Origin of the sequence: Kitasatospora sp. NPDC001261 (assembly GCF_042896795.1) — a bacterium.
Classification (GTDB): Bacteria; Actinomycetota; Actinomycetes; order Streptomycetales; family Streptomycetaceae; genus Kitasatospora.
Genome location: NZ_JBIAXP010000004.1, coordinates 362,728 through 382,654, shown reverse-complemented (window position 1 = coordinate 382,654; position 19,927 = coordinate 362,728). Strand labels below are relative to the sequence as shown.

Sequence of the window (19,927 nt, the reverse complement as noted above, 5' to 3'; positions counted from 1 at the left end):
GAAACCCCCCGAGGAACACGGGGGTTCGACACCGTCCGTGCCGGGCGCCGGTCGCGGACGGGCGGCGGATCACCGGATGCCCGGTCAGCGCGGGTGGGTCCAGGCGGGGGCGGGGACGGTCCTGGCGGCGCGGTGGGTGAGGGCCGCGACGGCGAGGAGCAGCGCGAGGGCCAGGGCCAGGGCGAGCGGGATGTCGGCGTGGAGGACCAGGAGGGCGCCGAGGAGGGCGCCGGCGAACATCCAGACGGCGGAGGCCAGCCGGCGGGGGCCGGTGCGGTCGGCGGCGAGGGCGGTGATGGTCATGGTCAGCACGGTGGTGGTGAGGTCGGGGACCTTCAGGGCGCGGACCACCGCGTTCTGGCCGCCCATGGCGAAGCCGAGCAGCCCGATCAGGGTGTAGCGGGCCGGCTCGGAGGTGTGGCCGGCCACCGCCGCCAGCAGGGTGGCCGCCGCGACCAGCGCCGACTGGACGGCGACGGCGGCGGTCAGCAGGTGCCCGCGGTGGCCGGGCAGGCGGCGGGCGAGGTGGCCGCCGGCCAGGGCGCCGAGCAGGAAGGCGGCGAGGGCGGCCAGCGAGGCGGTGGCGGAGAGGTTGGCCGCGCCGGCCAGGGCGAAGCCGAGGAACACCACGTTGCCGGTCATGTTGGCGACGAAGACGTGGCCGAGTTCGAGGTAGCTGACCGCGTCCACCACTCCGGTGACCACGGTCAGCACCAGCAGCATCGGCACCAGCGGCCCGTGCTCGGGATCGGGGGTCGGCATCCTGCCTCCAGTCGGTTCGGGCGGGGGTTCGGGTGACGCGGTCCGGCGACGCGGTCCGGGTGGTGACGGTATGTCCGCGCCGCCCGTCAGGCGAGCGCCGGGTTGCCGGGGTCCTCCGACTCGTCCTCCAGGTGCCAGTGCAGGTCGCGTACGCCGGGCTCCAACGACAGCCGGGTGACGACCTGTTCGAGCGCCGGGGCGACCTGCCCGGTGATCGCGACGGTGGCCCGCAGGCTGGTGGCGTCGCCGTTGTCGGTGCGGCGGGCGCGCAGGCCGGTCGGGGAGAGCCCGGAGCCGGCGAGGGCCTGGAGCAGCAGGGCCCGGATGTGGGTCTCGGACTTGCGGTCGCATTCCAGGTGGACGGTGGCGCGGGTGGTGGAGTCGGGGTCGCTGCCGGCCTGCGGGGCCCGGTCGAGGAGTCGGCCGGCGGGGCGCAGGACCAGGTGGACGACGAGGACGGCGAGTGTGCCGAGGACGGCGAACCGCAGTTTGCCGGAGGCGGCGAGGACTCCGACGGCGGCCGAACACCACAGTGTGGCGGCGGTGTTGAGGCCGCGTACGCCGGCGCCGTCGCGCAGGATGACGCCGCCGCCGAGGAAGCCGATGCCGGAGACGACGTAGGAGGCGACCCGGGTGGGGCTGCCGGCGTCGCCGACGGCCTCGCTGTAGAGCACGAACAGGGTGGCGCCGGCGGCGACCAGGGCGTTGGTGCGCAGGCCGGCCATCCGGGCCCGCCACTGGCGTTCGACGCCGATCAGCGCGCCGCAGGCGACGCCGGTGGCGAGCCGTACCAGGAAGTCGACGGTGGTCAGGGTGTGCACGACGGCACCTCCTTCACGGGAGGAGGGGTACGGACGGTGGCACGCGGTCGATGCTCCCGGCAGGCCGGGCGACCTCGATGATGGCCATCGCCACGGTGGTCGGCGGGGAGGCGCGCAGGGCGCGGGGGCCGGCCGTGCGGTCGGCCCCGGACAACGTGACGGCGCGTCGGCGCATCGGGGGTCTCGGGCGCCTCCGGAGCCGTGAGCCGTCCCGAGCATAGACCGCCTCCGAACGACCGGGGCAGGGGTTTCCCGCTCTTCCTCGACAGCTTTGTAGAAGTTTGACCGAACCCGATCACCGCCGCCCGGGAACCGGCCCGCCTTGCGTCACGTCCTCCGACATATATAGTTCACCGACATATGCAGTTGAGCAGCTCACGAGGGGGAAGTGTGTCCCACACCGATCCGAACCGGCCCGCACCCGTCCTGCGCCTGGCCAACGTCACCCGCGTGCACGGGCGGGGCGCCGCCGAGGTGCACGCCCTGCGCGGCATCGACCTGGCCGTCCACCCGGGCGAGTTCGTCGCCGTCATGGGCCCGTCCGGCTCCGGGAAGTCCACCCTGCTGACCCTGGCCGGCGGGCTGGACCAGCCCAGCGACGGTGAGGTGCTGGTGGAGGGGGTCGCCCTCGGCGGCCTCGGCCGCGGCCGGCTCGCCGACCTCCGGCGGCGCTCGATCGGGTACGTGTTCCAGGACTACAACCTGATCCCGGCCCTGACCGCCGCCGAGAACATCTCGCTGCCGCGCGAACTCGACGGCGTCCCGGGCCGCCGGGCCCGCCGGGAGGCACTGGCCGCGCTGGAGGAGCTGGGCATCGGCGAGCTCGCCGACCGCTTCCCCGACGACATGTCCGGCGGCCAGCAGCAGCGCGTCGCCATCGCCCGCGCCCTGATCGGCGAGCGCCGGCTGGTGCTCGCCGACGAGCCCACCGGGGCCCTCGACTCGGCCACCGGCGAGGCGGTGCTCGCCGTGCTGCGCGCCCGCTGCGACGCCGGCGCCGCCGCGATGATGGTCACCCATGAGGCGGCCCACGCCAGTTGGGCGGACCGGGTGGTCCACCTGCGGGACGGCGCGGTCGCCTCGGAGGCCCCCGGCCGCCGCTCCTCCGCCCGCCTCGCCGCGGTGCACCCCTCCGGTGCGGTCGGCGAGGTGGCGCAGTGAGGTTCGGAGCCTGGCGGGTCGCCCTGCGCATCGCCCGCCGCGACGCGCTGCGCGCCAAGGGCCGCAGCGCGCTGATCGCCGCCATGATCGCGCTGCCCGTGCTCGGCGTCACCGGCGCCGACGTGGTCCACCGCAGCGGGCAGCTGACCCCGGCCGAACGGGTCGAGCGGGTGGTGGGCGGCGCGGACGCCCTGGTCACCTCGCTCGCCCCGGGCACACCGGTCGAGCAGGCCCCGATCGCCGAGGACGGCGCCTTCACCGTCCCGGCCCGCCCCGGCGACAAGCCGACGGCCGAGCAGGAGAAGGGCGCGAGCACCGACCCGGCCGCCCTGGTCGCCGCGCTGCTGCCGCCCGGCAGCGCGCTCACCCCGGCCCGGCCCGGGCCGGAGGCCGGCGCGGACTCGCCCGAGGGCCTGGTCCGCACCCTCACCACCGAGGCCGACCTCGGCGACCCGATCTGGCGCGGCCGGCTCGACCTGGTCGAGGGCCGCGCCCCGAGCGCCCCGCACGAAGTCGCCGTCACCCGGGCCTTCCTGGACCGCTCCGGGCTCAAGACCGGCGCCACCACCACCCTCCAGGGCCTGGAGCGCACCACCTACACCATCACCGGTGTGGTGGAGCACCCGAGCGAGCTGGGACGGGTCGAACTCGTCGCCCGGCCCGGCGAGTTGATCGAGCCGCTGAACACCGCGCTGGCGGCCGGCGGGCCCGTCGCGGAGAAGCCCTCGGCCACCCGGTCCGGCTGGCTGGTCCGACTGCCGTCCGGGGCCTCCCTCGACTGGGCCGCCGTCCAGCGGTTCAACGCCCACGGCTACACCCTGACCGCGCGCTCGGTGGCGATCGCTCCGCCGCCCGAGCAGGCCGTCCCCTACTACCGCGACGCGTACCGCTACCACGACCCGACGGCCGCCAACAACACCAAGATGGTCGTCGCCGTCGTCAGCGGCATGGCGCTGCTGGAGATCGCGCTGCTCGCCGGGCCCGCCTTCGCGGTCGGCGCCCGCCGCTCCCGCCGCCAGCTCGCCCTGCTCGGCGCGGCCGGCGGGAGCCGGGCCCACGTCGGCGCGGTGGTGCTCGGCGGCGGCGTCGTCCTCGGCGCGACCGGGGCGGTGGTCGGCGTGGTGCTCGGCACCGCGGTGGTCGCCCTGCTGCGGCCGCGGATCGAGCAGTTCGGCGGCGTGCGCTTCGGCCACTTCGCCGTGCCGCCGCTGGACCTCCTCGCGATCGCCGGGATCGGCCTGTTCACCGCGCTGCTCGCCGCCGCGCTGCCCGCGCTGCAGGCCGCCCGGCGCAGCGTCACCGCCGGGCTGACCGGCCGGGACACCGTCCGCGCCCCCAGCCGGCTGGTCACCTTCGCCGGCCTGGGACTGCTCGTCCTCGGCGCCGTGCTCGCGATGTACGGCGCGGGCGCCGTGAAGCGCGACCAGCCGGGCGCGGGCGGCTACGACACCCGTACGCTCACCGTGCTGGGCGGCTCGGTGACCGCCGAGATCGGCCTGCTGCTGTGCACCCCGATGCTGGTCGCCCTGATCGGCCGGGCCGCCGGGCGGCTGCCGCTCGGCCCCCGGCTGGCGCTGCGCGACGCCGCCCGGCACCGCTCGCGCACCGCTCCGGCGGTGGCCGCGGTGATGGCCGCGGTGGCCGGCGCCGTCGCCATCGGCGTCTACTCCACCAGCACCGAGGCCGAGGACCGGCGCGACTACCGGCCGCAGGCCCCGTACGGCGCCGTCCAGTTGATGACGTACGTCGACGGGCCCCGGCTCACCGAGGAGCGGGCCGAGCTGGAGAAGCAGCTGTCCGGGCTCGGCCCGCGCGGCGACCTCGGCCAGGTGGAGTACCGCTTCTGCGACAACTGCTCCAGCGTCGTCCAGCTCCAGGGCCCGCCGGAGCGCCGCGGCCTGGGCTCGCCGCCGCACATCGCCGCCGGTGACGTCACCGTGCTGCACAACCTGTTCGCCGTCCACGACCCGGCCGCCGAACAGGCGCTGGCCGCCGGTAAGTTGCTGGTCTTCGACCGGTCCCTGGTGGGCGCCGACGGCAAGGCCGTGATGGTCCTGCGCGGCGGGGGCGGCGCTCCGCTGCAGCCCGGCGAGGTGCCCAAGCCGGACGTCCAGGAGGTTCCGGTCGACGCGGTGCTGGTCGACAACCCGGCCGCCGCCGACTTCGCCCAGGGCCTGGCGCTGCCCTCCGCGCTGCCCGCGCTCGGGCTCACGTCCCGGCCGTCCGGCTCGGTCTGGCTGCCCGCCACGCCGCCCGACCGCAAGGCCCAGCAGCGCGCCGCGGCGGCCGCCGTCCGGCTGGACCGCTTCGCCACCCTGGAGGTGGAGCGCGGCTACCAGCCCACGGGCGACGCGCTCAGCCTGGCGCTCACCGGCTTCGCCGCGCTGGTCGTGCTCGGCGCGGCCGGGATCGCCACCGGCCTGGCAGCCGCCGACTCCCGGCAGGACCAGGCCACCCTGGCCGCGGTCGGCGCGCCGCCGCGGATCCGGCGGAGCATGGCGGGACTCCAGTGCACCCTGATCGCCCTGCTGGGCGCGCTGCTCGGGGCGGTCAACGGGTTCGTGCCGGCGGTGGGGCTGCTGAAGTCCCGGGCCAGCGGGTTCGGGGCCAAACCGGCGCTGATCACCGCGCCCTGGGGCGAGCTGCTGCTGATCGTGCTGGTGCTGCCGGTGGTCGCGGGGCTGCTCGCGGCGCTGCTCACCCGCTCCCGCATCCCGCTCGGGCGGCGGCTGTCCTGACGGCCCCGTCGGCCTCGGACACGTCTTGCACACGTACCGACCACCGGCTGACACCGCTTGGGCACCACCCGGGCACCGACCGCTACGCGCCGGGCGTCCGTCCCCCTCACCCGGGGGCGGGCGCCCGGCGCTCGCCGTACCATGGGCCGCGATCCGGCGGGCCAAGGGCGTCGGCGTCCGGTTCGGCGAGGGAGCAGAGGGAGTAGAGGGCGGTGCTGCGGGGGTTCGGGGACCTGGAGGCCGAGATCATGGACCGGTTCTGGTCCTGGGACCGGCCCGCCACGGTGCGCGAGGTGGTCGACGACCTCCAGCGGGACCGGGCCGTCGCGTACACCACCGTCACCACGGTCGCGGACATCCTGCACACCAAGGGCTGGCTGCGCCGCGACAAGGTCGGCCGCGCCTGGGTGTACCGGCCGAGCTGCACCCGCGAGGAGTACACCGCCCGGCTGATGCACCGGGCGCTGGAGACCACCCCCGACCGGGCGGGCGCGCTGCTCCACTTCGTCGACCGGATCAGCGGGGCGGAGGCCTCGGCCCTGCTCGCCGCCCTCGAACACGCGAGGTCCCGGGAGGCCGGGTAGTCCTCGCGCTCGGATCCGTCCCCGAACACGCCCCCGTGGGCCCGTCGGCGTGGGGGTGCCGACGGGCCCCGGGTGGGGGTGGGGGGTGGGGGTTCGTGGGATTTGCCGTGGCCTTGACCCGCGCGCCTGAACCCGCGCGGCCGGGCCCGCGTTGCCGGCGGCGCCTCGTCGTCAGCGGTGCCGCAGGTACGCCTCCGCCGTCCGGCGCAGCCGGTCGTGCAGCCCGTCGTAGGCGCGGGCCCGGCCGAGCAGGGTCTTCGGCAGCTTGGCGACCATCGTGTAGTTGGTGTCGCAGACGTTCGCCGCCGGGGCCAAGCCGGCCTGGCTGACCAGCTGGTAGGCGTCCAGCTGGTCCAGGCCGAGCAGTTCGCCGGTCCAGCCGACCAGGTCGTGCTGGCTGATCCGGAACGCGTCCTCCAGCGGACGGGCGGAGCCGGTGCTGATCAGGAAGTCGTCGTTCTCCAGCCGGGGCCAGGCCGGTCCCCCGCCCTTGACCAGGTCGACGATCACGGTGGTGCGCATCGCCGCCTCCACCGCCGTGCCGCACACCTCGCCCTCGCCCTGGCGGGCGTGGCCGTCACCGATGGCGAGCAGGCCGCCCTCGACGTTGACCCGGAAGTAGGCGGTGGTGCCGACCCGCATCTCGGGGGTGTCCAGGTTGCCGCCGTGCGCGCCCGGGGTGATCGAGGCCAGCACCTCGCCGGCCGCCGGGGCGACACCGACCGTGCCGTGCATCGGGTCGAGCGGCAGGTCCACCGTGAACCCGCTGTTGCGGGCCCGGAACCGGCAGACGCCCGCCTTGGCGTCCAGCTCGTAGACCCAGACCCGCTCCTCCAGCGGCGCGTGCAGCATCGCGGTGGCGTGGGTCGCGGTCAGCGCGCCGAAGTGCGGGAAGGTGCTGGAGACGCCGTACTCCCGGGCCGGGGTGATCTCCGCGAAGTGCACCGCGAGGACGTCCCCGGGCTCGGCGCCCGCCACCGCGATCGGGCCGGTGACCGGGTTGAGGTAGGGGAAGACGCACACCTGGCTGGGCAGGTCCCCGGTGCCGCGCACCTTGCCGCCGAAGCAGTCCTCGGTGGTCAACTCGACGACGGTGCCCGGCTGGACGGTGACCAGCGGGGCGCGGCCGCCGAAGGTGTAGGCGTAGTCCTCCGGGGTCGGGGACAGCCGGACGGTCTCGGGCAGGCTCACTGCTTCTCCTCGGCGGGGGTGCTGTTCATGGCGGTGCTGTTCGCGGCAGTGGTGGTCGTGGTGGTGGCGTTCCCGGCCGTGGCACCGGTGGCGGCGGCCTCGGCATCGGTCTCGGCGACGGCCAGCCGGGGCCTGCGCCCGGTCGCCACCAGCCCGGCGAGCACGATCCCGCCGACGAGCAGCCAGACGAACCCGAGCCGCTGGGCGGCGATGTTGGCGTTGACCACCACGTACGCGAGGATCGCGAAGCCGAGCGCCGGGGCGATCAGGTGCCGCCAGTAGTCCTTGCTGCGCTTGCGGACCAGGTAGTGGACGACCACGGCGACGTGCAGGACCAGGAAGGTGGTCAGCGCGCCGAAGTTGACCAGGGTGCTCAGCAGGGTGATGCCGTCCTCGCGCGAGGCCGTGTAGAGGCCGAGCACCAGCGAGATCCCGGCGGTCAGCAGGGTCGCGTTGACCGGCACCCGGCGGGTGGGGTGGATCCGGGCCAGGAAGGCGGGCAGCTGGCGGTCGCGGGCCATCGCGTACAGCAGCCGGGAGGTGGCCGCCTGGGCGACCAGCGAGTTGGCGAAGCCCCAGGCCACGGCGGTGGAGGCGGCGGTCAGTGTGGCGAGCCAGCCGCCGGCGGCGGTGCGGGCCGCGTCGTAGAAGGCGGTGCCGTTCGGGTCGCCGTCCCGGATCAGCGCGTCGGGGTCGGCGACCAGCAGCGAGGCGACCCAGGTCTGCACGATGAACAGTGTGCCCGCGAGCAGCAGCGCGGCGACCATGGACCGGCCGATGGCCTTGGCGGAGTCCCGGTTCTCCTCCGAGAGGGTGGAGATGCCGTCGAAGCCCAGGAAGCTGAGCACCGCGATCGAGACCGCCCCGAAGGCCAGGCTCCACGAGAAGGTGTGCCCGTTGTACAGCGGTGTGAAGTCGAAGCCCCGGCCCTTGCCGTTGGCCAGGGCGATCACGCCGACCACCACGAACAGGGCCAGCACGACGAGTTCGCCGATCAGCATCGCCTTGTTGACCCGGTTGGTGGTCTCGATGCCCAGGTAGTTGACCACGGTGTTGAGCAGCACGAAGCCGATCAGCCAGAGCCAGACCGGGATCGACGGCACCAGCGAGTTCATCGCGACACCGGCGATCAGGTACAGCAGCCCGGGCACCAGCACGTAGTCGAGCAGGATCATCCAGCCGGACAGGAAGCCGACCGGGGCGGCGATGCCACGGCCCGCGTAGGTGTAGACCGAGCCGGCCATCGGGAAGGCCCGGGACATCTGGGCGTACGACAGGGCGGTGAACATCATCGCCACCATGCCGAGGACGTAGGCCAGGGCGACCATGCCGCCGGAGCCCTGGAAGACGCCGCCGAAGATGCCGAACGGTGCGATCGGCACCATGAACACCAGCCCGTAGACGAGCAGGTCGGTGAAGCCGAGCGAACGGCGCAGTTCCTGCTGGTAGCCGTAGCTCTCGATGCCCTGGGGTGCGGGTGTGTCGGCCATGGTGCTCTCTCTCCGTGACGACCCTGAGGGGGTGTGGGGAGACTGTAGAGGGAACTATTTCCAGATGGAAGGGTTTCGTTCCGACATTCCACCTGACGAGAACGGAGTACCCGGAGCCGGCTTGACCTACCGGGGCAGGACGGCGAAGCCGAGGCCCTCGGCCCGGGCGAGGTGGATCGGCGCCCGGCCCGCGGCCCCGCCGTGCAGCAGCCGGCCCGCGGCCGCCAGCAGGCCGTCCGGGGCCAGGGCCCGACGGGCCGCCAGGTCGGCGAGCAGGCGCAGGCCCTCGTACAGGCCCACCGCGTAGGCGTCCAGGACCGGCGCCCACGGACCGCACAGGGCCCGGTGCCGCTCGGCGAGGCGCTGCCGGCGCTCCTCGGCCAGCGTCGCGAAGGAGGGCATCGCCGCGTACAGCGTCCCGGTGTCGTCGCCGCCGAGCGCGAGCAGGCCGTTCTCCTCCAGGGAGCCGGAGAGCCGCACCAGCCCGCGGTCCAGCCCGCTGCGCCGCAGCGCCCGGTTGAACTGCACCAGGTCGCGCCCGATCAGACTGAGCAGCAGGGCGTCCGCGCGGGCCGAACGCAGCGCGTCCAGCAGCGGGTCGAGCGCCTCCTCGACCGCCCCGAAGGGGACCCGCCGCTCCAGCACCACCCGGGCGCCGGCCCGCGCCGCGAGCCCCTCGGCAGCCCGGTGGACGGAGCGCGGCCAGATGTAGTCGTTGCCGATCAGCGCCCACCGGCCGATCCCGTGACGGTCCGTCAACTCCTGGATCGCCGGGCCGAATTGGCGGGACGGATCGATGCCGGTGCAGAGCACGCCGGGCAGCCGGGAGCCGCCCTCGTGCGGCGGGGTGAAGACGTACGCGAGACGGCCCGCGGCAACGGTCTCGACCGCCCGGTGCACATCACTGGTGTGGCACCCGGCGAGCGCGTCCAGCGCCCCGGCGTCCAGCAGGCGCCGCACCTCCCCGGCGACCGGGCCCGGCGCGCCGCCGCCGTCCACCAGCACCAGCTCCAGCGGGCGGCCGAGGACCCCGCCGCCCGCGTTGACCTCGTGTGCGGCGAGCAGCGCGCCGTCCAGCGCGGACGGGCCGGTGAGCCCGAGCGGGCCGGACTGCGGCACGACGAGGCCCACCCGGAACGCCGCCCCGTCCCGAGCCGAGTGCAGCGCATCGAGCGGATCGATCACCCTCACCTCGATGCTCACGGTGCGAGTATCGTCGTACCGCCGATATCGGGGAAGGCCGGAACGGGAGGGTCCGATGACCGCAGCTGGTGCCGCACCGGGGGTCGACGGCCGTCCCGGCGATCCCGCCACCCGGACCGCCGCCCCGGCCGCCGAGCAGACCGTCGGCGCCGCGGCGCGCCCCCCGGCCGCCCCGGAGCCGCTGCTGGTCGAGCTGGTCACGCTGGCCCACCGCAGGCTCTCCGGCGGCCTCGCCGCCGCCCTCGCCGAGGAGGACTGCACCGTCGACCAGTGGCGGCTGCTGCGCGTCCTCGCGGACGACCGGGGGCACGCGATGGGCGAGCTGGCCCAGGCCCTGCTGATCCCGCAGGCGAGCCTGAGCCGGCTGGTGGACTCGCTGGCCGACTCCGGCTGGGTCTACCGGCGCCAGGACGACCAGGACCGCCGTCGGATCACCGCCCACCTCTCCCGCCAGGGCCGCACCCGGCTGACCCGGCTGGACGCCCTCGCCGCCGCCCACGACGCCGCCGTGCGCCGGGCCTGCGGCCTCACCGACCCGGCGCACGTGCTGCGGCGGCTCGCCGCGCTCTGACCGGCCCGGCCCCGCCTCAGGCACACGACGACGGCCCGCCCCCGCCGAAGCGGGAGCGGGCCGTCGCGGCGCGCGATCGGACGCGGTCAGGCCGGGCGGACGGCGCCCTTGTAGGGCATCACGGAGATCGGCAGGACCTCGATGTTCTTGCCCGTGTACGGGGCGTGGATCATCTTGCCGTCGCCGATGTACAGGCCGACGTGGTGCAGGTCGTCATAGAAGAACACCAGGTCACCGGGCTGGAGGTTGGCACGGTCGACGTGCGGGCCGTCCTTCCACTGCTCCTCGGACGTCCGGGAGATGGTGACGCCCGCCGCGCGGTAGGCCTGGCTGGTGAGGCCGGAGCAGTCGAAGGTCGCGGGGCCGGTCTTGCCCCAGCCGTAGGGCTTGCCGAGCTGGGCCTGGGCGAACGCGATGATGGCGCCGGCCCGGCCGCTGGCCGACGGCACCGGGGCGTTCATGTCCGGGCGGTCGCTGGAGCGGGAGGCGCGGTCCTTGGCCGCCGCGGCGGCGGCCTGCTGGGCCTCGGCCTTGGCCTTCTCCGCGTTCTGCTGGGCGTTGATCTTGGCGCGGTCCTCGGCGCTGAGCTTGTTCAGCATCCCCTGGGCCTGGGCCAGCTTGGTCTGGATGTCCTTCTTCTGCTCCGCCAGCTGCGTGCCCACCGAGTCGAGCGCGGCCAGGGTGGCGGTGGCCTCGGCGCGGTCCTGGTCGAGCTTGCGCTGCTCGTCCTGGGCCTGCTTGAGCAGACTCGCCTGGGAGTCGGACACCTGGTTCTGCACCGAGGCGCGCTCCAGGTAGGCGGCCGGGTCGGAGTCGAGCATCAGTTGGACCGACGGGTCGATGCCGTTGGTGCGGTACTGGTCGGCGGCGACCGCGCCGAGCCGGGTCCGCAGCTCGTTCATCGCCTCCTGGCCCCGGACGACCTTCTCCTGGATCTGGTTGGCCTCGCCCTGGAGCTTCTGCTGCTTCGCCTGGAAGCCGTTGTACTTCTCGATCGCCTGCTCGGCGTCCTCGTTGAGCTGGTCGACCTGCTCCTTGACGGTGGCGAGGTTCGGGGTCGGCTCGGCGTGGGCGGTACCGGAGGCGAGGACCGCGCCGCCGGCCGCCATGGCCGTGGTGAGGACCGCCATGCGGGCCCGGCTCGGGGGGCTGGGCTTGCGGCGCTTTCCCATGGCGGTCGCTCTCCTTCGGGGGAATCTCGGGACGGTCCGGGCGGAGCGGGGGGACGGCTCGGCCGGTGCCTGGGGACGACGAAGGCGGGCAGGACGAGCAACGGGGGGGTGCTGCCCCGCCCACCTTCTTCGAAGTAACTTAATAGATGAGGGGCCGGGTTCCGCAATCCCCCTGATCATGACGTTTTGACAGCATGACAGGACATCGATCGCGTTCCGTGCCATCGGCGTTGACCTCGGACACCTCCGGACACCGCGGACACCTCCCACCACCCGACGACCGCCGGTCGGATCACCGACGACGGCCCGGACGCCCCCCGGACGACGCGCTCGGATGACCGCGCCGCCCGCCTCCGCGGACACCCCGGACGACCCCACCCGGCGCCTCCGACCCCCTGACCTCCGACCCCCTGCCGACACCCCTATCGGCCGCGGGTGCCAGCCGTCCCCGCACGCCATGGCACCCCCCGCCCCGGAGAGTGCTCGCGAGCGGCCGAACCGAGGGAAAGGTCACATGAGATTCCTCTCCTGCAGCCCCGCGCACGGGCGCTAACCTGCGCACATGAAGGTCCCGCCCGAAGGGCTCCCCCTCGCTGCCGAGTTCCCGGCCGCGCACCGAGAGCAGTGGCAGCAGCTCGTCCAGGGCGTGCTGCGCAAGTCCGGTGCCCAGCCCGAGGACGGTCCCGCCGCCGAGCAGGCGCTCACCACCCGGCTCCAGGACGGGCTGAGCGCACGCCCCCTGTACACCGCCGAGGACACCGACGCCGACCCGGGCTACCCGGGCTTCCCGCCGTTCGTGCGCGGCGGCCGGCCGCAGGGCTCCGCCGTGGCCGGCTGGGACGTCCGCCAGCGGCACGCCGACCCGGACCGCCGGCGCGCCAACGAGGCCGTCCTGGCCGACCTGGAGCACGGCGTGAGCTCGCTCTGGCTGGAGCTGGGCGGCGCGGGCCTCCCCGTGGACGCCCTGCCCGAGGCGCTCACCGGCGTGTACCTGGACCTGGCCGCCGTGGCGCTCGACGCCGGCGCCGAATTCACCGACGCCGCCGAGCAGTTGTTCAACCTGTACGAGGAGCGCGAGGTCTCCCCCGGCGCCGCCGCCGGCAACCTCGGCGCCGACCCGCTCGGCCTCCAGGCCCGCACCGGCCGGACCGACCGCACCGGGGCACTGCTCGCCGAGGCCACCGCGCTGGCCGCCCGCTGCGCCGCCGGGTACCCGGGCCTGCGGGCGCTCACGGTGGACGCCCTGCCGTACCACGAGGCGGGCGCCTCCCCCGCCCAGGAACTGGGCTGCTCGCTGGCCACCGGCGTCGCCTACCTGCGCGCGCTGACCGCCGCCGGCCTCCCGGTCGACGACGCGCTCGGCCAGCTGGAGTTCCGCTACGCCGCCGACGGCGACCAGTTCCTCACCATCGCCAAGTTCCGTGCCGCGCGCCGCCTCTGGGCCCGGGTCGCCGAGGTCTCGGGGGCCGGTGCGGCCGCCTCGGCGCAGCGCCAGCACGCCGTCACCTCCCGGGTGATGATGACCGCCCGCGACCCGTGGGTGAACATGCTGCGCACCACGATCGCCTGCCTGGCCGCCGGGGTCGGCGGCGCGGACGCCGTCACCGTGCTGCCCTTCGACAGCGCACTCGGCCTGCCGGACGCCTTCGCCCGCCGGATCGCCCGCAACACCCAGGCGATCCTGCTGGAGGAGTCCCACCTGGCCCGGGTGATCGACCCGGCCGGCGGCTCCTGGTACGTCGAGCAGCTGAGCGAGGAGCTGGCCCGGACCGCCTGGGCCTGGTTCCAGGAGATCGAGCGGGCCGGCGGACAGCAGGCCGCCCTGGAGTCCGGCCTCGTCGGCGAGCGGATCGCCGCGACCTGGGCCGAGCGCTCGGTACGGCTCGCCAAGCGGCGCGAACCCGTCACCGGCGTCAGCGAGTTCCCGCACCTGGACGAGCAGCCGCTGGTCCGCGAACCGGCCCCGGCCGCACCCGGCGGCGGGCTGCCGCGGGTGCGCCGCGCCGAGGCCTACGAGGCGCTGCGGGACCGCTCGGACGCCCACGCCGCCGCGCACGGCGCCCGCCCGAACCTCTTCCTCGCCTCGATCGGCACCGCCTCCGCGCACACCGCGCGCACCACCTTCGCCGCCAACCTCTTCCAGGCGGGCGGCATCGCGACGGTCTCGGCCGAGTCCGTCGACCCGGCGGCCTTCGCCGAGGCCTTCCGGGCCTCCGGCGCGACCGTCGCCTGCCTCTGCTCCAGCGACGCGCTGTACGCCGAGCACGCCGCCCCGGTCGCCGGCGCCCTGAAGGCGGCCGGCGCCGAACGGGTGCTGCTCGCCGGGCGACCCGCCGAAGTACCCGACGGCGTGGACGAGTTCATCTTCGCGGGGGGCGACGCGGTCGCCGTCCTGACCTCCCTGCTGGACCAGATCGGAGCCGCTCGATGATCCCCGACTTCACCGGAATCGGGCTGGACGGCGCCGGCGGCAGCCTCACGGGCGGCCCTGGCGTCACCGACGAGCAGTGGCGGGCCGCCTGGCGCCAGTCCACCGGCAAGGACGTCGACGAGCTGCTCTGGGACACCCCCGAGGGCATCGGCGTCAAGCCGCTGTACACCGGGGCCGACCTCGCCGGGCTGGACTTCCTGGAGACCTACCCGGGCATCGCCCCGTACCTGCGCGGGCCGTACCCGACCATGTACGTCAACCAGCCCTGGACCGTCCGCCAGTACGCGGGCTTCTCCACCGCCGAGGAGTCCAACGCCTTCTACCGCCGCAACCTCGCGGCCGGCCAGAAGGGCCTGTCCGTCGCCTTCGACCTGCCGACCCACCGCGGCTACGACAGCGACCACCCGCGGGTCACCGGCGACGTCGGCATGGCGGGCGTGGCGATCGACTCGATCTACGACATGCGCCAACTCTTCGACGGCATCCCGCTGGACAAGATGTCCGTGTCGATGACCATGAACGGCGCCGTGCTGCCCGTCCTCGCGCTGTACATCGTCGCGGCCGAGGAGCAGGGAGTACCACCGGAGAAGCTCGCCGGGACCATCCAGAACGACATCCTCAAGGAGTTCATGGTCCGCAACACCTACATCTACCCGCCGCAGCCGTCGATGCGGATCATCTCGGACATCTTCGCGTACACCTCGCAGAAGATGCCCCGGTACAACTCGATCTCCATCTCCGGTTACCACATCCAGGAGGCCGGTGCGACGGCCGACCTGGAGCTGGCCTACACCCTGGCCGACGGGGTGGAGTACCTGCGCGCGGGCCTGGACGTGGGCCTGGACGTGGACGCCTTCGCGCCGCGGCTGTCGTTCTTCTGGGCGATCGGCATGAACTTCTTCATGGAGGTCGCCAAGCTGCGCGCGGCCCGGCTGCTCTGGGCCAAGCTGGTCAAGCAGTTCGACCCCAAGAACCCCAAGTCCCTGTCGCTGCGCACCCATTCGCAGACCTCGGGCTGGTCGCTCACCGCCCAGGACGTGTTCAACAACGTCACCCGCACCTGCGTGGAGGCGATGGCCGCGACCCAGGGCCACACCCAGTCGCTGCACACCAACGCCCTGGACGAGGCCCTCGCCCTGCCCACCGACTTCTCCGCCCGGATCGCCCGCAACACCCAGCTGCTGCTCCAGCAGGAGTCGGGCACCTGCCGGGTGATCGACCCGTGGGGCGGCTCCGCCTACGTCGAGAAGCTGACCCACGACCTCGCGTCGAGGGCCTGGGAGCACATCCAGGAGGTCGAGGCGGCCGGCGGCATGGCCAAGGCCATCGACGCGGGCATCCCCAAGCTGCGCGTCGAGGAGGCCGCCGCCCGCACCCAGGCGCGGATCGACTCCGGCCGCCAGCCGGTGATCGGCGTCAACAAGTACCGGGTGGAGAACGACGAGCAGATCGACGTGCTCAAGGTCGACAACTCCTCGGTGCGGGCACGGCAGGTCGAGAAGCTGCGCCGGCTGCGCGCCGAACGCGACGAGGCCGCGTGCCAGGACGCGCTGCGCGCGCTGACGGCCGCCGCCGAGGCCGGCCCGCAGCGCGGCGGCTCACTGGACGGCAACCTGCTGCACCTGGCCGTCAACGCGGCCCGGGCCAAGGCCACCGTCGGCGAGATCTCCGACGCCCTGGAGAAGGTCTACGGCCGCCACTCCGGCCAGATCCGTACCATCTCCGGTGTGTACCGAGACGAAGCGGGCCCGTCGGCCTCCCTCCAGCGCACCCGCGACCTGGTCGAGCGGTTCGAGCAGGCCGAGGGCCGCCGTCCGCGCATCCTGGTCGCCAAGATGGGCCAGGACGGCCACGACCGCGGCCAGAAGGTGATCGCCACCGCCTTCGCCGACCTCGGCTTCACGGTGGACGTCGGCCCGCTCTTCCAGACTCCGGCCGAGGTCGCCCGCCAGGCCGTCGAGGCCGACGTGCACATCGTCGGCGTGTCCTCGCTCGCCGCCGGACACCTCACCCTGGTGCCCGCGCTGCGCGCCGAACTCGCCGCGGCGGGGCGGGAGGACATCACCATCGTGGTCGGCGGAGTCATCCCGCCGCAGGACTTCGACGCCCTGTACGAGGCCGGCGCCGCGGCGGTCTTCCCCCCGGGAACGGTCATCCCGGACGCGGCGTACGACCTGCTCAAGTCCCTGGCGGCCGACCTCGGCCACGAGCTGTGATTGCCTGAACGCATGCCTCCGCGGACGATCGACCTCGACAGCTATGTGACGGGCGTACTCGACGGCTCGCGCGCCTGGATCGCGCGCGCCGTCACCCTCGTCGAGTCCTCCCGACCCGACCACCGCTCACTCGCGCAGCAGCTGCTCCAACGGCTGCTGCCGCACGCCGGCGGCGCGGTCCGGGTGGGCATCACGGGCGTTCCCGGCGTCGGCAAGTCGACCTTCATCGACGCCTTCGGGACGATGCTGACCGGCCAGGGCCACCGGGTCGCGGTACTCGCCGTCGACCCGACCTCCAGCCGGACGGGCGGCTCCATCCTGGGTGACAAGACCCGGATGGAGCGCCTCGCCGTCGACCCTGCCGCCTTCGTCCGGCCGTCCCCGACCTCGGGGACCCTCGGCGGAGTCGCCAAGGCCACCCGTGAGTCCATGGTGGTGATGGAGGCGGCGGGGTACGACGTCGTCCTCATCGAAACGGTCGGCGTCGGCCAGTCCGAGACGACGGTGGCCGGGATGGTCGACACCTTCCTGCTGCTCAGCCTGGCGCGGACCGGCGACCAGCTCCAGGGCATCAAGAAGGGCGTCCTGGAGCTGGCGGACGTCATCGCCGTCAACAAGGCCGACGGCCCGCACGAGCGCGACGCCAAGGCGGCGGCCCGCGAACTCGCGGGCGCGCTACGCCTGTTGCAGACCCCGGACGCCGCCTGGACGCCGCCGGTGCTCACCTGCAGCGGCCTCGACGGCGCGGGCCTGGACGTCCTGTGGGAGCGGCTGCAGCAGCACCGCAAGGTGCTGGACGCCACGGGCGCGCTGGCGGCGAAGCGCCGCGACCAGCAGGTCGAATGGACCTGGTCCATGGTCCACGACCAGCTCTACGCCCGCCTCCACGAGAACCCCGAAGTACGGCGCCTGACCCCCGAGTTGGAAACCCAGGTCCGCGCCGGCACCCTCCCGGCGGGGCTGGCGGCCCAACAGATCCTGGACGCCTTCTTCGCCTGACCGAGGTCTCGCAGACCGAGCGCCGTGCCCCACCCCCGCGTGGGGCACGGCGCTTCTCGGGTTCTCCTGGGAATCCCATCCGGTCGCAGCTCGACAACTCCACGCCATGCCAGGCCCGTTCTGGCCCTCTTCCGTCGCCCGAACGGCTGACAACGAGTCAACTCGGGTACATCGACGTGGAGAACCGGAGATGCTGATGCAGCCGTTGAACCGGTCGCACAGAGGACGGGACCGCGATGACCCCTCGACCGCGCACACCCAACCCCGAGCTCGCCGCACGGTCGATCGGCAGGTCCGACATGGACCCCTCACGCCGTGGCGTACTGACCGCCGGTCTCTACTCACTGACCCTGACTCTGCCGGAGTTCGACGAGAGCCCCGAGCGGATCACCCGTGCCGCCGCGGGCCGAACCGTGCGTGTCGGCGACGGCGAGGTCCAGACCGTACGGACGGTGACCGACCGGATCGCCGGAATCCTCGACGAGCTCGGTGCCGCCCATGCCCGCCCGATGGCTGCGGCGTTCCTGGTCAACTCGGTCGGGCCGTGGCTCCAGGCGTCCGGCACGACCCAGGTGAAGGCCGACCTGCTGTCGGCCGCCGCCGATCTCACCTACCTCACCGGCTGGATGGCGATGTACGAGACCGCCCACGGCCTCGGCCAGAAGTACTACGTCCAGGCCCTCAAGCTCGCGCGGGAGGCCCAGGACCACGTGACGTACTGCCGCACCCTGCGCGGCATGGCACTCCAGGCCTCCAACCTCGGCTACGGTCCAAAAGCCCTCGAACTCGCCGACTCGGCCGCCGAGGCCGCTCCGGCCTCCGGCCCCCGCCTGCGGGCCTTCCTCGCCGGCCAACAGGCGCACGGCGCCGCCATGGTGAAGGACCGGCGCCAGGCCTTCGCACGCCTCGCCGAGACCGAGACGGCGCTGGCCCAGGCCGACGGCCGCAACGACTCCATCGGCGGCTACGACCAGACCGCGTACCACTTCCACGTCTCCCACGTGCTGTACGAACTCGGCGACCTCCCGGGGGCGGTCAAGGAGCTCCAGCTCTCCAACCGGGCCCGTCCTGCCAACGAGAAGCAGGGCCGCGTGCACGGCAACGGCCTGCTCGCCCGTCGGCAGATGGAACTCGGCCACGTCGAAGCCGCCTGCGCCACCTGGGACACCTTCCTGGACGACTACGTCACGCTCAGCTCCGTCCGCGGCGACGAGCACTTCCGCGCCCTGAACACCGCCCTCTCGGCCCACGCCGCCAACGGCACGGTGCGCCGACTCCGGGAGCGCACCCGCGAGGTCGCGCGGCAGAAGGCCGCGTGAGCCATGAGCCTCCGCATCATGAAGGCGTCCCGGTCGGGGTGATCTGGCCGGAGGGAGCCCGCCGCTGACCGCGTCACATCGGCTTCTCACCGAGAGCGGCCCGCAGCCAGTCGAGAGAGTCGGTCGCCAGGACGGCATCGGCGAGGTCGTTCGCGGTCTTCGTGGTGAGCCGGCCGCGGCTGTTGTCGATCCACCGCTGCGCGTTCGCGTAGCCCTGCGCCTTGTACTCGACGCCCTGGATCAGGCATTCCAGCTTGTCCGCGTCCCGGGCGCAGACCGCCTCCAACGACTCCTTCGCCTCGTACTCCGCGACGAGGTCCCTGATGGTCGAGGCCAGGACGTCCGGCATTCCCCCGACTTGGTCGGCCGTCACCGCCACCGGATCCGCACTCGGCGCGTACTTCTTGCCCAGGTGGTTGACGTCCCCGGTGCGCGATTCCTGGGAGTCGTGCCAGACCGCCAGGAACGCGGCCTGCGCCGGATCGGCGCCTTCGAGCCTGGCGATGACCGAGGCGATCAACGCGGTCCGCCAGGAGTGTTCGGCGACCGACTCGGGGTCGCGGACACCGGCCATCCACCAGCCCGTGCGCTTGGTCTGCTTGAGCGTCCCGGCTTCGAACAGGAACCTCGCCACCGAGCCCAGGTCGTCCGTCACTGCCGACTCCTCTCATCCACGCCACGACCGACGTTACGCGGGCCGGGCCGCCGCAACCGCATCGGTGTACAACTCGGTGGTCAAGTCGTCCTCGCTGATGCCGAGTTCTCCGAGTACGGCACGGACCAGGGAGAGGGCGGGGGCGAGTTCGGCCGCCGTCGCAGCCGATGTCTCCACCTCGATGAACGTCGCGCCATCCAGTTCCGGAACGCGAACGAGCGTGGCCAGCACAGGCCACCCGTCCTGCTGGAAGCTGTAGTTGCGGCACCGCTTCTCGAACGCGATTCGCGGGGTGAAGCCGAGGCCTCGGACGATCTCGTGCATCGCGTCGGCATCCGCGACCCTGGTCTCGGCCTCCGGCTTCGACCCGGACACCTCGTCCACCCGGGCGTCCTTGTACGTCAGCACGGTGCGCGTGTCGTCCTGGCTGTGCACGGTACGGATCCGCAGCTCCCGGTCAGCGCCCATCAGACTGCCGTCCGGCGCGTCATAGTACGTGTCCCGGTAGACCTCGGCCCGGCCGGAACCGTACCGCTCCTCCAGCTGCTTGAGCACGCCCTCCGGGTCCCGCACGATCGCCTTGAGCTCCGCTTCGATCGCCATCCCTCTGCCTT

At 73.7% G+C, this 19,927-nt stretch carries 16 protein-coding genes; 8 read left to right on the top strand and 8 right to left on the bottom strand.

What is annotated here, in order from left to right; translation table 11 throughout:
- Positions 1-84: 84 nt before the first annotated feature.
- Together ACFY4B_RS08580 and ACFY4B_RS08575 are read right to left on the bottom strand one after the other, a co-directional pair.
- A complete protein-coding gene (locus tag ACFY4B_RS08580) occupies positions 85-762 on the bottom strand; it encodes a YoaK family protein (RefSeq protein ID WP_387966936.1) in 678 nt (225 codons plus the stop codon).
- Between the two features lie 86 nt (positions 763-848).
- Positions 849-1,583 carry an MgtC/SapB family protein gene (locus ACFY4B_RS08575; protein ID WP_387966935.1) on the bottom strand — a complete coding sequence of 245 codons (735 nt, stop codon included), beginning with the start codon at positions 1,581-1,583 and terminating at the stop codon, positions 849-851.
- 360 nt (positions 1,584-1,943) lie between these two features.
- Between ACFY4B_RS08575 and ACFY4B_RS08570 the strand changes: the two genes are divergently transcribed.
- The 3 genes from ACFY4B_RS08570 to ACFY4B_RS08560 all read left to right on the top strand — a co-directional run bounded on the left by ACFY4B_RS08570 (position 1,944) and on the right by ACFY4B_RS08560 (position 6,066).
- Positions 1,944-2,744, top strand: coding sequence for an ABC transporter ATP-binding protein (locus ACFY4B_RS08570; RefSeq protein ID WP_117486990.1), 801 nt, complete (start codon positions 1,944-1,946; stop codon positions 2,742-2,744).
- Positions 2,741-5,482 (top strand): FtsX-like permease family protein, encoded by a 2,742-nt coding sequence (locus ACFY4B_RS08565; protein WP_387966933.1) that lies wholly within the window; start codon positions 2,741-2,743, stop codon positions 5,480-5,482. The genes ACFY4B_RS08570 and ACFY4B_RS08565 overlap by 4 nt, the downstream gene beginning before the upstream one ends.
- Before the next feature lie 215 nt (positions 5,483-5,697).
- Complete coding sequence (locus ACFY4B_RS08560) at positions 5,698-6,066, top strand: BlaI/MecI/CopY family transcriptional regulator (RefSeq protein ID WP_049650008.1); 369 nt, start codon at positions 5,698-5,700, stop codon at positions 6,064-6,066.
- Positions 6,067-6,237: 171 nt separating this feature from the next.
- On the opposite strand, the gene ACFY4B_RS08555 is transcribed toward ACFY4B_RS08560, so the two are convergent.
- The 3 genes from ACFY4B_RS08555 to ACFY4B_RS08545 all read right to left on the bottom strand — a co-directional run bounded on the left by ACFY4B_RS08555 (position 6,238) and on the right by ACFY4B_RS08545 (position 9,950).
- Positions 6,238-7,257, bottom strand: coding sequence for an acetamidase/formamidase family protein (locus ACFY4B_RS08555; RefSeq protein ID WP_387966932.1), 1,020 nt, complete (start codon positions 7,255-7,257; stop codon positions 6,238-6,240).
- Positions 7,254-8,747, bottom strand: coding sequence for an APC family permease (locus tag ACFY4B_RS08550; RefSeq protein ID WP_387966931.1), 1,494 nt, complete (start codon positions 8,745-8,747; stop codon positions 7,254-7,256). The genes ACFY4B_RS08555 and ACFY4B_RS08550 overlap by 4 nt, the downstream gene beginning before the upstream one ends.
- Positions 8,748-8,873: 126 nt before the next feature.
- Entirely contained in the window at positions 8,874-9,950 is a 1,077-nt protein-coding gene (locus ACFY4B_RS08545) for an ABC transporter substrate-binding protein (RefSeq protein ID WP_387966930.1), read from the bottom strand.
- A 55-nt stretch (positions 9,951-10,005) separates the two neighbouring features.
- Between ACFY4B_RS08545 and ACFY4B_RS08540 the strand changes: the two genes are divergently transcribed.
- Positions 10,006-10,521, top strand: a complete 516-nt coding sequence (locus tag ACFY4B_RS08540; RefSeq protein ID WP_387966929.1) for a MarR family winged helix-turn-helix transcriptional regulator — start codon at positions 10,006-10,008, stop codon at positions 10,519-10,521.
- Between the two features lie 86 nt (positions 10,522-10,607).
- Here the strand turns inward: ACFY4B_RS08540 and ACFY4B_RS08535 are convergent, their stop codons facing one another.
- Positions 10,608-11,693, bottom strand: coding sequence for a C40 family peptidase (locus tag ACFY4B_RS08535; RefSeq protein WP_074002559.1), 1,086 nt, complete (start codon positions 11,691-11,693; stop codon positions 10,608-10,610).
- Positions 11,694-12,255: 562 nt separating this feature from the next.
- On the opposite strand from ACFY4B_RS08535, the gene mutA reads away from it, so the two are divergent.
- The 4 genes from mutA to ACFY4B_RS08515 all read left to right on the top strand — a co-directional run bounded on the left by mutA (position 12,256) and on the right by ACFY4B_RS08515 (position 18,658).
- Positions 12,256-14,124, top strand: coding sequence for a methylmalonyl-CoA mutase small subunit (gene mutA / locus ACFY4B_RS08530; RefSeq protein WP_387966927.1), 1,869 nt, complete (start codon positions 12,256-12,258; stop codon positions 14,122-14,124).
- A complete protein-coding gene (gene scpA, locus ACFY4B_RS08525; protein ID WP_074002557.1) occupies positions 14,121-16,340 on the top strand; it encodes a methylmalonyl-CoA mutase in 2,220 nt (739 codons plus the stop codon). The genes mutA and scpA overlap by 4 nt, the downstream gene beginning before the upstream one ends.
- A gap of 12 nt (positions 16,341-16,352) precedes the next feature.
- On the top strand, positions 16,353-17,339 hold the full coding sequence (gene meaB / locus ACFY4B_RS08520; protein WP_387966926.1) for a methylmalonyl Co-A mutase-associated GTPase MeaB: 987 nt from the start codon (positions 16,353-16,355) through the stop codon (positions 17,337-17,339).
- Positions 17,340-17,575: 236 nt separating this feature from the next.
- Positions 17,576-18,658 (top strand): hypothetical protein, encoded by a 1,083-nt coding sequence (locus ACFY4B_RS08515; protein ID WP_387966925.1) that lies wholly within the window; start codon positions 17,576-17,578, stop codon positions 18,656-18,658.
- Positions 18,659-18,731: 73 nt separating this feature from the next.
- Here ACFY4B_RS08515 and ACFY4B_RS08510 read toward each other — a convergent pair whose 3' ends face one another.
- Positions 18,732-19,313 (bottom strand): HD family hydrolase, encoded by a 582-nt coding sequence (locus ACFY4B_RS08510; protein WP_387966924.1) that lies wholly within the window; start codon positions 19,311-19,313, stop codon positions 18,732-18,734.
- 33 nt (positions 19,314-19,346) lie between these two features.
- Complete coding sequence (gene cyaB, locus ACFY4B_RS08505; RefSeq protein ID WP_387966923.1) at positions 19,347-19,916, bottom strand: class IV adenylate cyclase; 570 nt, start codon at positions 19,914-19,916, stop codon at positions 19,347-19,349.
- Positions 19,917-19,927: the final 11 nt, after the last annotated feature.

Bases quoted from the DNA above. Each gene is read 5' to 3' on its own strand.
- cyaB (WP_387966923.1), bottom strand. From the start codon at position 19,916: ATGGCGATCGAAGCGGAGCTCAAGGCGATCGTGCGGGACCCGGAGGGC.
- meaB (WP_387966926.1), top strand. From the start codon at position 16,353: ATGCCTCCGCGGACGATCGACCTCGACAGCTATGTGACGGGCGTACTC.
- ACFY4B_RS08515 (WP_387966925.1), top strand. From the start codon at position 17,576: ATGACCCCTCGACCGCGCACACCCAACCCCGAGCTCGCCGCACGGTCG.
- mutA (WP_387966927.1), top strand. From the start codon at position 12,256: ATGAAGGTCCCGCCCGAAGGGCTCCCCCTCGCTGCCGAGTTCCCGGCC.
- ACFY4B_RS08540 (WP_387966929.1), top strand. From the start codon at position 10,006: ATGACCGCAGCTGGTGCCGCACCGGGGGTCGACGGCCGTCCCGGCGAT.
- scpA (WP_074002557.1), top strand. From the start codon at position 14,121: ATGATCCCCGACTTCACCGGAATCGGGCTGGACGGCGCCGGCGGCAGC.
- ACFY4B_RS08535 (WP_074002559.1), bottom strand. From the start codon at position 11,693: ATGGGAAAGCGCCGCAAGCCCAGCCCCCCGAGCCGGGCCCGCATGGCG.
- ACFY4B_RS08550 (WP_387966931.1), bottom strand. From the start codon at position 8,747: ATGGCCGACACACCCGCACCCCAGGGCATCGAGAGCTACGGCTACCAG.
- ACFY4B_RS08580 (WP_387966936.1), bottom strand. From the start codon at position 762: ATGCCGACCCCCGATCCCGAGCACGGGCCGCTGGTGCCGATGCTGCTG.
- ACFY4B_RS08570 (WP_117486990.1), top strand. From the start codon at position 1,944: ATGCAGTTGAGCAGCTCACGAGGGGGAAGTGTGTCCCACACCGATCCG.